13 protein-coding genes and 2 pseudogenes are annotated in these 11,408 nt (G+C 61.3%); 5 read left to right on the forward strand and 10 right to left on the reverse strand.

Annotation, left to right across the window (positions count from 1 at the left end):
- Positions 1–248: 248 nt before the first annotated feature.
- Positions 249–530: a hypothetical protein gene (locus ACP7AU_RS16995; protein WP_426052176.1), complete on the reverse strand. Its 282-nt coding sequence runs from the start codon at positions 528–530 to the stop codon at positions 249–251.
- Positions 531–577: 47 nt separating this feature from the next.
- On the opposite strand from ACP7AU_RS16995, the gene ACP7AU_RS17000 reads away from it, so the two are divergent.
- Positions 578–1,039 carry a hypothetical protein gene (locus tag ACP7AU_RS17000; RefSeq protein WP_426052177.1) on the forward strand — a complete coding sequence of 154 codons (462 nt, stop codon included), beginning with the start codon at positions 578–580 and terminating at the stop codon, positions 1,037–1,039.
- Positions 1,040–1,518: 479 nt separating this feature from the next.
- On the opposite strand, the gene ACP7AU_RS17005 is transcribed toward ACP7AU_RS17000, so the two are convergent.
- A complete protein-coding gene (locus ACP7AU_RS17005) occupies positions 1,519–1,950 on the reverse strand; it encodes a DUF5681 domain-containing protein (RefSeq protein ID WP_426052178.1) in 432 nt (143 codons plus the stop codon).
- 484 nt (positions 1,951–2,434) lie between these two features.
- Here ACP7AU_RS17005 and ACP7AU_RS17010 point away from each other — a divergent pair, with 484 nt between their 5' ends.
- Positions 2,435–3,043, forward strand: coding sequence for a DUF4145 domain-containing protein (locus tag ACP7AU_RS17010; RefSeq protein WP_426052179.1), 609 nt, complete (start codon positions 2,435–2,437; stop codon positions 3,041–3,043).
- A gap of 139 nt (positions 3,044–3,182) precedes the next feature.
- Here ACP7AU_RS17010 and ACP7AU_RS17015 read toward each other — a convergent pair whose 3' ends face one another.
- From ACP7AU_RS17015 to pufL, 8 genes and pseudogenes are all read right to left on the reverse strand, one after another.
- On the reverse strand, positions 3,183–4,457 hold the full coding sequence (locus ACP7AU_RS17015; RefSeq protein ID WP_426052180.1) for an AAA family ATPase: 1,275 nt from the start codon (positions 4,455–4,457) through the stop codon (positions 3,183–3,185).
- 393 nt (positions 4,458–4,850) lie between these two features.
- Positions 4,851–5,096: a helix-turn-helix transcriptional regulator gene (locus ACP7AU_RS17020; RefSeq protein WP_426052188.1), complete on the reverse strand. Its 246-nt coding sequence runs from the start codon at positions 5,094–5,096 to the stop codon at positions 4,851–4,853.
- A gap of 251 nt (positions 5,097–5,347) precedes the next feature.
- Positions 5,348–5,929: a hypothetical protein gene (locus tag ACP7AU_RS17025; RefSeq protein ID WP_426052181.1), complete on the reverse strand. Its 582-nt coding sequence runs from the start codon at positions 5,927–5,929 to the stop codon at positions 5,348–5,350.
- A gap of 199 nt (positions 5,930–6,128) precedes the next feature.
- Positions 6,129–7,412, reverse strand: coding sequence for a tyrosine-type recombinase/integrase (locus tag ACP7AU_RS17030; protein WP_426052182.1), 1,284 nt, complete (start codon positions 7,410–7,412; stop codon positions 6,129–6,131).
- Between the two features lie 237 nt (positions 7,413–7,649).
- Positions 7,650–7,847 (reverse strand): annotated as a pseudogene (locus ACP7AU_RS17035) (hypothetical protein); the annotation flags it as partial.
- 51 nt (positions 7,848–7,898) lie between these two features.
- Entirely contained in the window at positions 7,899–8,342 is a 444-nt protein-coding gene (locus ACP7AU_RS17040; RefSeq protein WP_426052183.1) for a hypothetical protein, read from the reverse strand.
- Positions 8,343–8,433: 91 nt separating this feature from the next.
- Positions 8,434–8,820: pseudogene (locus ACP7AU_RS17045) on the reverse strand (photosynthetic reaction center subunit M); the annotation flags it as partial.
- Between the two features lie 15 nt (positions 8,821–8,835).
- A complete protein-coding gene (gene pufL / locus ACP7AU_RS17050) occupies positions 8,836–9,525 on the reverse strand; it encodes a photosynthetic reaction center subunit L (RefSeq protein ID WP_426052184.1) in 690 nt (229 codons plus the stop codon).
- Here pufL and ACP7AU_RS17055 point away from each other — a divergent pair.
- The 3 genes from ACP7AU_RS17055 to ACP7AU_RS17065 all read left to right on the forward strand — a co-directional run bounded on the left by ACP7AU_RS17055 (position 9,515) and on the right by ACP7AU_RS17065 (position 10,968).
- Positions 9,515–10,036 (forward strand): alpha/beta fold hydrolase, encoded by a 522-nt coding sequence (locus ACP7AU_RS17055; RefSeq protein WP_426052185.1) that lies wholly within the window; start codon positions 9,515–9,517, stop codon positions 10,034–10,036. The genes pufL and ACP7AU_RS17055 overlap by 11 nt on opposite strands.
- A complete protein-coding gene (locus ACP7AU_RS17060) occupies positions 10,033–10,203 on the forward strand; it encodes an alpha/beta fold hydrolase (RefSeq protein ID WP_426052186.1) in 171 nt (56 codons plus the stop codon). Before ACP7AU_RS17055 ends, ACP7AU_RS17060 begins: the two co-directional genes overlap by 4 nt.
- A gap of 111 nt (positions 10,204–10,314) precedes the next feature.
- Positions 10,315–10,968, forward strand: a complete 654-nt coding sequence (locus tag ACP7AU_RS17065) for a DUF2189 domain-containing protein (protein ID WP_426052187.1) — start codon at positions 10,315–10,317, stop codon at positions 10,966–10,968.
- Positions 10,969–11,408 lie beyond the last annotated feature (440 nt).

Raw genomic sequence — 11,408 nt, forward strand, 5'->3', positions numbered from 1 at the left:
TCCCAGATTTCAGCCCTCTGGGCCGCCGAGTAATAGATCCGTCGCCGCTGCTTCATGACCCACGCTCCATCTCCGAAGAAAAGCTAGCGTGTTGCGGTCACCGGTTGAGCCCACCGTCGGGAGCGGTCATTCGCATCTGGTGCGAAAGCGGACATTCGGCATTTGCCCCGCAGAGCAGACTTCGCCAGCGTCCACCAAGGGTCGGGAGTGGACGTAAAATTTGGCGTTATGCGTATTTCACAACGCGCTTAGTTAGCGGGGACACAGCGGTATTCCCTTCCAAAGTTCTCTGCCTTCATGCCAGCTATCGCTTTGACGCACTCTTCGTAATCGTCGGTGTAGCCGAATATCAGACCAACCCGCTCCCACTCCGCGATCCCATTTTGCATTTCAATCCATTGGTCGGAACCGTAGCCGATGCGGGTTCGAGTGACTTGTTTTTCCATGGCATTGAAACCGGGGATCTCGTTCTTGTTCTCACACCCGGTGAGCGTACAAGCCATGAAGGCTGCCAACGAAAGACGGATCATTGGTCGCTCTCCGTATCTAACTCATGCTGGTTTGAAGGTTTGCGAAAATGGGCGGAGCACTAATAGCCGGGCTGTCCGTTTGGCTGATGTTTGTTCCCCAAGAACGAACACCGGCAACTGAGTCTTTGGCAATGATGGCTCATTGGAGATGCCAAGTCTGGTCAGGGATGATCGGAGACGAGGAAGCCGCTCTCACCCATTTTGATCGGGGGTATGCCAGCGGAAAACGGTTTGTGGCAGCGGTACGCGCAGGACAAATCGACCAAACAGATTTCGACAACACGGTGCCCGTCTATATTTCATTGTCCCTCCAAGGACCGTCGGACGATTTCGTACTTGGACGGCTCTACGAAATGACGATGGAAGAAGCGTACGACAAGATCGTGACCCGGGGAAAAGACGGGGTTCCGCTCCACCCGTCCGACTACGTCATGGATTCCGCGGTACAGTCGGTCATGGCCGGAGATCTAATTGGGTCGAGCAACTGCACCGCCTTGCGGGGTTCGTAGGCGTAGAACCGACCCTCCACTGTCCAAGTGGCCACTTCTCGTTAATGTCCGCAAAGGGTCGGGAGCAGACTGAGGCCTGATGCAGGAAGCGGACTTCCACTAACTCCAGCTAGCGGTCGCTGAAGAACCACCCCTCAAGGCACCGAATGACCAGAGGGACTTCGCGGCTGTCATAGCGGCCATCGGCTAGCCCCGCCTCCACTTCGTCCTTCACGGCTGCCCACCCTGCGGCACCACCGATTTTAGCGAGCAGGGGGTGTACCCTCGCGCTTTCTAGCGCCCGTATGCGGTTCAACAGGGCTTGCGCTGTAGCCACGGCTAGGGCCGCCCGTGGGGTCGTTCCCAGCAGTGACCGTCGCCTCCTGTGCTAACACGTGGGAAGACCCCCAGCTTGACGGGCACGTCATAGCCATCTGCGCGTACGTGAGGTTCGGGACCGAGAACTAAGACAGTTTTCCGCTTAGCCTCGATTGCAGCCATCAGGCTCGCGCCTCTAGTTCGACGATGCGGTGTTCCAGTTCCTCGACGGTCCTGACGGCGCTCAGTGCCTGAACCGCGTCGATGATTTGCTTGCCCACATCAGGCGGTACCTCGCCCAATGAGACGGCGCGAAGGATTTGTTCGACCTGTTGGCTGATCGACCCGGAGGGGTTGAAGTCGAAGTTCACAGTTTGCGATTGGCTGCGTAGTGTCGGGGCTACCCTAGACAGCACCAGAGACGCCGCGTGCATATCGCCCCCAAGAGCCGCCTCAATGACCACACGCGCGATAGCGGGCGCGTCATCTGCCAGCGCTTGGCTAACCTTGGTACGGCGATCCAGGACGCCGGGCGGGCGTCCCTTCGGGTTGGGGCTGGGACCGCCTTTCACCCAAGCCGGGTTGCCCTTGGGTGTCGACTGATAGCCTTCCATCCAGCTTGGCCGCGCGGGGTTCGGAGTAGCCTCTGTCATGATCTCAACTACGCCTCATCAAGCTTTTCACGATTAGCAGATAGAGCAAAATTCCAACGCGAGCGTCGACTCCTTCTGACATTGGGCTGAATACCTGCTGATGTGCTTGCTATTGGCTATAAGCTAGCTAATTAGCAAATAAATCCGCAACAAAAAACTACTTCAAATCAATCTGTTGCGTCCCCTCGGGCGGACTACGGCCTTCAAACCGCATATAAGCTGGTCGACGGCTTGGCGCGGCAGTGGTCAGTGAGATACCGTCCGACACATGTCCTCCACCTCGCCAGAACCAGTGAAAGCTCACTGCCCCGAATGCGATGGGCCCCGCGTTTGCGATGTTCACGGCGCGACCACTACCAAGTGGCATTGGGAATCCAGAGACGGTGCTCACTCTGTCGATGGAGGTGCCGACCACAGCCTCCTTCAGTGCAAAGGTTGCGAGACGGTGTTCTACGCCCAGTCCAGCTGGGATTCCGAGGATTACGACAACTGGTACGAAAATGACGGGTCGACCGGGGGCGCCTTGAACCGGGCCTTGACCACGTACCCCAAACCGAACAGCAAAACCAAACCACAGTGGTTCTCGACCGTTCAAGCCGCGGACCGCCAGCTTGGCCAAATTCTGGATGAGACCTATCTCGCCTACGACGCGGGCCTGCTCATTCTGGCGACGGTCGGTATACGGACTGCGATTGACCGAACAACTGAACTACTGAAGATCGACGCCGCGAAATCATTCCAGCAAAAGCTTGAGGAGCTGCAGAGTGGCGGCTGGATCGGGGACACTGAGAAACAGATACTCGGCGTCGTCATAGACGCTGGCAGTGCGGCGGCTCACAGGGGATGGAGTCCCGAACCCGAAGAAGCCGCCCAGCTGATAACGGTGATGGAAGTGTTCCTGCAGAAGGCGTTCATCGTCGAGAAAAAGGCGCTCGGGCTGAAGGCGTCTATTCCAGCACGACCAGCGCGTCAGCGAGCGATGAAAACTCCTGAGGCACCTACTCCTCGTCCCCCGGTCTCGAAACTTTTCCCCGGCACAGGTACCGGAACCTGACTCGGTAGTGCGCCGCCGCCCCCGGACACAACTGCGGTACAACGGCTACAACAGCTACCACCGAGTTTGATATGAAATCCCCATAGGGTTTGTCGGTTGTAACCGTTGTGCCGGTTGTTCCACCTCAGTGTTAGGGGGCTCACGGCACAGTTGGTGTGGTCATACGCACATACGTGATCCGGTTATTGACCCCGTGATTGATCGAGACGCGGTACATGAAGGCGCTCAACAGCAGCTGACCATCCACCTTCAGCCAGACACGCCGGTCTATGGAGCGACCGAACCGCTGCTGGACCATGTCGCGGGTCACAGGCTCTACGGCCGTGGTCACCATCTCCACGACACAGGCGACCACGTTGTCAGTTAGAGACGGAGGTCGCAGTCCCGCCGTGTTGTCATTGACATCGTCGTCCTTGGGGCGGCGTGTGGCCTCCTCGTAGAGGTCCATCGACTGTTCCTCGCCCCAAACAATCGCACCCGGCTGAACCTGACAAAGCACCGAGTCCGCTCCCTCCTCACGCGCCTGCAGAACATGGACTGGCGCAGTTTTGTAAGCCATGCCGAACGCCTGCGTCAGGTTCGACTTAGCCACACGCATGACATAGGCGTGCTCCTCTCGGCGGTCGCGGGCGTGGACGAATGACAGGCGCGGTGAATTAGTCCAGGCACTCGCACCCGCCACGGTGTCTGCGAAGTACTCGTGCTTTCCCTTGTTGGAATGCTGGATGAAAGCCATGGTCAGGCCGTGCGCCTCAGCCAAGGCTTGGAGATAGCCCAGAAGCCTCTTCACGGCGGCGTCGTCGTTAGGGCTCTCACCCTTCGCCCACGCCGTGAGCCCCACAGCAGTGTCTAGCACGACGAGCCGTAGGGGAGGCATTCCTGCCTCAGCGAAGCCCTCCTTTGCTTTTCTGATGGACGGCTCCAGGTGCTCATAGATGTTGAAGCTAGACCCTATAATCCGACCCTGAGTGTCCGTCTTACTCGCGACCGCAGTTACGACTGCGAGGGTGCCACTCGCGCCCCCGGCCTTGATGTGGCGGACTTTGATCCAGTCCGTAAGCTCTTCAACGCTGACCCACATGGTCGAAGCGGAGCGGCTGACATGGGCCGCCATAGTTGCGAGGAACGAGGACTTTGCTGTGCCACCACGGCCTGCGAAGCAAACTAGGCAGCTGGCGGGCAGGAACGGGTCCAGGAGGAACTCTAGCTTCACCGTTGCCGTGTCGGTCGCCATGGCAAATTGCAATGTGATGGTGGAAGGGTCCGCGAGCGGGGGGCGAGCTACAACCGTGGTCAGTTTCGCGCGCTCCAGCTTCGCCAGTTCGGCTTGCGCCTTCGCCTCTTCCTGACGCGTTATGCCATCTACGATTTGGACGGTGCGGGATTCAGCCGCATCCTTCTCTGCGTGGTTCACGAAGAACCCCAGCCGGGGGTCACGTCGGTTTCCCGCTTGGTAATCTCGCTCAGCGTCGAGCCAAGGGTCGGTGACCTCCCAGGATTCGTCGCTGGGCGCTGAGCCGGGGTTTCTGCTGGTCCTGCTCGGGCCAACCCAAGCCCCCGACTGTGGGGGCGGCGCTGGGGACTCTAGGGGGAGTTGGCCGCTCGGGCCAGCCTGTCCTACGCTCTGCGTGGTCATTGTCCTGCATCGGTATCTGTGGCCGCCACTTCCGAAACGGCCAGGTAAGTCCCGGGCCGTAGTTCGTGAGCGCTATGATTGGGCTAGGCGGCAATTGCTTCAGGGCTCAAAACCGGACGGGAGCGCTCTTGGATACGAGCGTCACCGCCTCTGGTTCAGTGTTTGAGGGTCTTACGCGGCGACCGCTTCACTGGTGCTTTGGCGAGCGCCAGAGGCGAGCCATGCCAGCACGTCCCGCTCCGCGTACCAGACGCGGCGCGTGCCGGGCGGACTAAAGTGACGGGGGCCGTCACCCCTGAACCGATACTGGTCCACAGTGTTGGGGTGGACGCCGAGAATTTCGGCGACTTCCTTTGTGTCTAGCGGGCGGCCTTTGGGGGGGTAGCCAAACAGCGTTGATAGCTGGTCGAGGGTCATATCGTTCGTGTTCACCACAGTGTCTCCGAGAGACCTGCCGCCTATGACCCGGGCGGTTTTGGGGTGAACAGTTCGGCTTTCCGAACCCGATGAGTTGGCACCGGCCACCTGATTGGGCTGGATAGCGCTAGCTTACCATGCGGTTCTGGGACGCAGCCAAGCATAAAATGCACATGGATACGATTTTGATCGCTAGCGCCTGCCGAGAAAGGCGCTAGCAGCCAGAGCTCCGGCACTCGGTTCAAGTCCGACTAAAGGCTCGACTGGACTTGCACTTTAGCAATCAAGCTATCCCGGAGTGACTGGATCAGACCGTGTAGTTCGGACGCATGGTCGTCGGGCTCCCCGAAGTAGTCTTCCGTGTGGATATCGTTGGCCTTCGTAATCGCGCTCTGGAGCTTTTCTCTATCCTCAGATAGCAACGCCGCCCCGTGTCGAACCATGAATCCCCGAAGAGCCTGTTCGGTCTTTCCCGAGTTATCGACAACCTCTTCCATTGCGTCAGACCAATCCATCATCGGATGGGATCTCTGCGGACTGAAATCGCCGAATAATTTCATCATGTCATTCGCAGCTTGGAACTGCCGCTCAAAAAGGAACTCCGACTTCTTGAGCTTAATTTTGTAGCTCTCAATCTCGCGAGCGGCTTCTCGTGCAATGCGCGCCAACTCCGCGTCCCCTTTGGATTTGAGGTCCGCCTTGAACGCCTCTAGGTCGCGGTTGATAGCAGCCGCAAATAGGCCTCGTGCCACGATTGCAATGACCGCGACCACAGCGGCGTTTCCGAGCACTGCCCCGACGACAGTGATCAATATGGTGTTGAGGTTCGCCATCTTCCCCCACTCAACCGCACAGGCGAGCAACGCGGCGGTTAAAGGCGACCTATTGCCCTAGGTCAATCAGCCAACTGTGCCATACGCACCTTCCGGTGCGAAGCGGGTTACCGAGATTGGCTCACCCGCCATGAAGGGGTTCGCCCAGGTCTTCGAGCTGTTAGAAGCTTGGGCGGCTCTCCATCCGCACAGTTTACTGTCAGGCCCTCAGCGGCACAACGTTCCGCCCGGTAGCCTTCGCGTGGGCCACCTTTGCGGCCTTCTCGATCCAGTCGCCGATCAACTGCGCCTCGGGGTGCAGCCAATCTAGTCGCGACAAGTCGAGATAATTGCTCGCTGTCACGTCCTCGGCGCGCGGCTTGTGGTTAGTCAACATATCCGTCCGGAACTTCTCGATCCGGCATTCTCGCATGGCGATGTTGGTGTAGGTCCTTCGCATGTCGTGACAGGACAGGTGAAGCCCCGCGATCCCGCTGATCGTCTCCAAGGGCGCGCGGGCGTCCATGATGTGCCCCGACTTACTGCGCGACGGGAACACATGCACATTGCCCGCCACGCGCTTCCGCGACTTGAGCAGTTCCACTGCCTGTGACGAGAGAGGGAGGTACACCTCGTGGCCGTTCTTCGGGTTGGGGAGGTGGAACCAGCCTTGGGTCGGATCGTCGTCGTCGAGGTGGACTCGGTCCCAAGTGAGTTCAGCTCCCTCCATCCGGCGCGCGCCGGTGAGCAGCAGGAACATCACCAGATCGATGCCCGTCAATGCGTCGCAATTCTTGGGGTCCAGGCGGGCTTCCGTCAGCGCGTTCCAGACCGCTCCGACTTTCCCCTTGTCGATGTAACGCTTTGTCCGTGACCCTAGCGTTGCCCAATGATCCTTCAACACATCAACCGGGTTTCGCTGGATCAAGGGCGTCCCATCCGCACGGCGATATTGGCGACCGGCGAAGTTGATGAGGCTTCGGAGAGTGACCATCGACAGGTTGGCGCTTGCAGGTGCTCCCTTCTTCCCGCTTAGGCCACCCTCGACCATTTCGCGGTGCCTTTTACGCACATCGTCCTCGGTGATCAGAACGATGGGGCGGTGCTCCCAGGCCGCGAACACCTTCTCTACGTGACGGTCCATCTCCTCTTTGGTGCTCTGCTTGAGCTTGCCGGGTCGAGCGAAGTACGCGTCCGCGACCTCCCTAAGCGTCACCTTTGTCGCTTCCTCCTGCTTCTTCACATCTCTCGGGTCGATGCCGTCTCGCATATCCTGAAGGACCCGCTGGGCTTTCGCGCGACCCTTGTCCTCGGGGTACAAGCCGAACGGGCCGATGGTGACTATTACCGCCTTCCCCCTCACCCGCCCCTGAGCGACGAAGACCTTCTTGCCCGCCGCGGTGACCCGGAGACCGTACCCTTTGACGGTCTCATCCCAGTGTATCCGATAACCATCAGCCGGCGGCTGAACCTTGTCGATGAAGGCCTTCGTGAGCTTGGCCATAACGGCTCTCCCTAGCGTCGTCGGCTAGCGTATTGCTAGCGCTCTAGGGCTAGCTAGGACACGCAGCCACAAACCTGCAAGGAGCTAAGTTGCTGACATTTCGATGAAAAATGGGCTAGAACAAGCTATCACAAGCTAGGACCCACACAGCCCAGCCAAACTCTTAATCAGCGGGTCGTTGGTTCGAACCCAACATCACCCACCATCGTTCCTCCTATAAAATCAACAGCTCGACACCTAACAAGTTTCGATCAGTAGCCGATGTGGTCGCGGAGGATGACCAGGTCCTTGCCGCCCGCCACCAAACCGCACCACGAAATGAGCGTGCGAATGATCCGTGTCGATGTGCCAGACGCCGACCCATTGGAAATCGGCTTCCCCCGGCCCCCTGAACGCCCGCACCATCACCTCCCGGGCATGGCCGCGCACGTCGCGATCGGCGAACGAAGGCGCTGGGCTGCGTCGCCGCTCAGCCTTGTTCCATTCCTAGCGAGCGTAGTTGTGCGCGATGGCCCATTCGTCCCAGTTGTCGACTACCGTGCCGGTCAGCAGGATGCCGATCCCGCCGGTCAGGGTCGTCAGCACTGCGAACCACCAGGCCCAGCGGTGGATGGATTCCATTGTGGCGTTGAACCCCATGGTCCAGCGCCAGAAAAGCGCCGCCCGCTCGGAGCCCGTGCCGCGATCGGTGATCTGTTCGACCTCGCGCTCCGAGCCGCATCGGCTGGTCGCCAGGATGGTCGCCCCGTGCCTGGCGAACAGCAGGGTCGAGCCGTACAGGAAGGCGATCGAGAGACAGTGGAACGGATTGTAGAACAGGTTGCCGTAGGTGATCGAAAACGCCCCAGTCCAGTCCAGGTGCGGGAAGATGCCGAACGGCACCGCCTCTGACCAGCTGCCCATCATGATCGGCCGGATGAAACCCAGCACCAGATAGAGCCAGATCGCCGAGGCGAAGGCCCAAGGTCGTGTGCGTGCCCAGGCCCAGCGCCTTGGCCCTGAGATAGGATCGCACGCACCACAGGATCACAGACGTGGTCAGGAAAAAGCCCGCGATCAGCCACCAGCCGCCCTCGGCCAGCGGCGGCAGAATGGCCAGGCCATACTCCGGCGCCGGCGGATTGAGCGCCAGCCACGGCAGCTGGCGCACGAACTCGGCCACATTCCAATCCACCGAGGCCATCATGTTCAGGCCGATGATCTCGAACGCAAGGAAGCCGCTCAGCAGGGAGAAGATGCCGGTCCAGCCGAGATGCATGGGGCCGATCTGGGCGTTGCCGATGCGTCCGATCCAGTGGACGAAGCCGGGGCTGCCGATGCGCCAGGGGTCGGCCTCGTTGGTGTCGGCTCCCATCTCGGGATGGGTCCGGGCCTGCACCTGGGTGAAGATGTTCTGATAGACGGCCATGATCCTCGCCCTCCCCTATTGCCAGATCGGCAGGTTGCGCCAGCCGTCCCACCACTCGGGCCAGCCCTTGTCCCAGTAGGGACCGCTGATGATGATGCAGATCGCGCTCCACAGCCCGGCCTGCAGCGCCAGGAACAGCCCCACCCGGTGGATGCCCAGGGTGCCGACCGAATAGCCGATGAAGTCGCGGAAAAAGGTGTCTTCGTGCTCGGGCTGCCGCACCGGTTTTCCGCCGCCGGGGTTAGTCGCGGCCAGCACCAGCGACCCGTGCAGGGCCAAGGCCAGCGTCGTCGTGAAGAAGAAGCTTACGGCGATCATATGCGCCGGATTGTAATGGAAATTCAGATACTGGTAGCCGGTGTTGGACACCCAATCCAGGTGGCTGAAGATGCCGTAGGGAAAGCCGTAGCCCCAGGCGCCGAGCAAGAAGGGCCGGATCACCACCAGCGACAGATAGGCGAAGATGGCCACCCCGAAGGCGATCGGGACGTGCAGGCCGATGCCCAGTTTGCGGCAAATCTCGACCTCTCGAAGCGCCCAGGAAATAATCGATCCGGCCGCGCAGATGGTGACCAGCTGCCAGATGCCGCCCTCTCTCAAGGGGGCCAGCGACAGACCATAGGCGATATCCGGCGGATTTATGGTGATCAGCCAAGGGTTCCAGGTGTCGCCGAGCGACGCGCCATAGCTGCATGTGCGGGACACCGGCCCTCGCGATGCCCCTGCCGTCATTCTGCTGCACGGGTTCGGGGCCAGCCTGCACACCTGGGAGCCGTGGGCCGGGAGGCTGGACGACGAACTGCGCGTCATCCGCCTCGACCTGCCGGGTGCCGGCCTGTCGCCGCCCGATCCGGCGGGGGATTATACGGACGCCCGGGCCACCGCCCTTCTGCTGGCCCTGATGGACCTTCTGCAGATCGAGCGCGCGTCTTTCGTCGGCCATTCCGTAGGCGGCCGTATTGCCTGGACGATGGCGGCCGAACATCCCGACCGGGTCGACCGGCTGGTGCTGATCTCGCCCGACGGCTTCGCCAGCCCGGGCTTCGAGTATGGCCAAGCCCCGGAGGTGCCCTTCGTCATGGGCCTAACGCTGGCGCCCGGCGCGCGCCAGGCGATGCTGGACCGCATGAACAGACCGTGCTGCGCGATTCCGTTCCGCTGCTGGGGCGGATCACGGCGCCGGTGCTGCTGGTCTGGGGCGAACAGGACGCGATGATCCCCTTCGCCAATGCGCGGGACTATCAGAGCGCACTCTTCGACGTGCGGCTGGTCTCCTTCCCCGACCTCGGCCATCTTCCCCATGAGGAAGACCCGGCGCGATCACTCCCGCCGGTGCGTGATTTCCTCCTTGCGGATCGCTCCGGGCCGATCACCCAACCGTGACGCTGCTCCAGTGGCGCGTGAGCGGAGACGGGCCTAGCCTCGGTAACGCTTCCTGTTCCCGATCGTAGTCTGCCTCGAGTTTCCCGCCGCCTTCCAAATCCCGGAGCCGTCATGTCGAGCATTCACGTCACGCCTCGCCCAATCGCCGTGCGCCGCATCACCGGCGCGGATCTGAACTGGGCCCTGTCGGAAGGCTGGAAGGATTTCAACGCCAAGCGGGGCGACATCCTGGTGCTGGCGGTCCTCTATCCGATCCTGGGGCTGCTGGCGGCGGCCATCGCCCTGAACGGCCAGCTCCTGCCCGTCTTCTTTCCGCTGGTCGCCGGTCTGTCGGTCATGGGACCGGCGGTCGCGGCCGGCTTCTACGAGATCGCACGGCGTCGCGAGGGGGGCATCGATTCCAGCTGGTTCCACTTCTTCGACCCATTGCGGGGGCGCAGCCGAACGCCGCTGGTGATGCTGACGGGGATGTCGCTGGTCTTCTTCCTCGCCTGGATTGCGGCGGCCTGGATCATTTATCAGCTAACCTTGGCGCGGATCGGACCGATGACCCTCGCGGGCGGTTTCGAACAGCTGTTCTCGACGCCCGAGGGGCTGGCCATGGTGGTCATCGGCAACGGCGTCGGCGCCGTCTTCGCAGTGCTGACGGTGTTCCTGACGATCGTGTCCTTCCCCATGGTCGTGGACCGGCCAGTCGACGCGGCGACGGCAGTCGGAACCTCGGTGCGAGCCGTGTCGGCCAACCTGCCGACCATTGCCGCCTAGGGCGTGCGGGTCGCCTTCCTGCTGCTGCTCGGCTCTCTGCCCCTGTTCATCGGGCTCGCGGTCGTCCTGCCGGTACTGGGCTACGCGACCTGGCACCTGTACACGCGGCTGGTCGAACGCTGAGGCTCATCATCCGACCGGGCGTGTCGCGTTCAGCGACGCCTGGTTGCCGGGATCGCCGAACGCCCTCTGCGGGGTGAGGATCTTGCAGCCGCTTTTCAACCCTGCGGCCCATGCACCGCTCCGCCTGGACGCGTCACGAACGGGCCCGCCCCAGTCACCCGGGCATTGGTGAAATCGCCCTCGATCATATCGTGGGCAGGCGTCATCGTCTCCGCCACCATCTCCCAATCCGGGGTCCTCGTGGGGCACATTGGGAAGGGGGGGGGGGGGGCAAAACCCAGCACAATGAAGAGCATGTCCAGAACGCCGCGGAAACG

It is taken from the genome of Brevundimonas sp. SL161 (assembly GCF_049896985.1).
Classification (GTDB): Bacteria; Pseudomonadota; Alphaproteobacteria; order Caulobacterales; family Caulobacteraceae; genus Brevundimonas.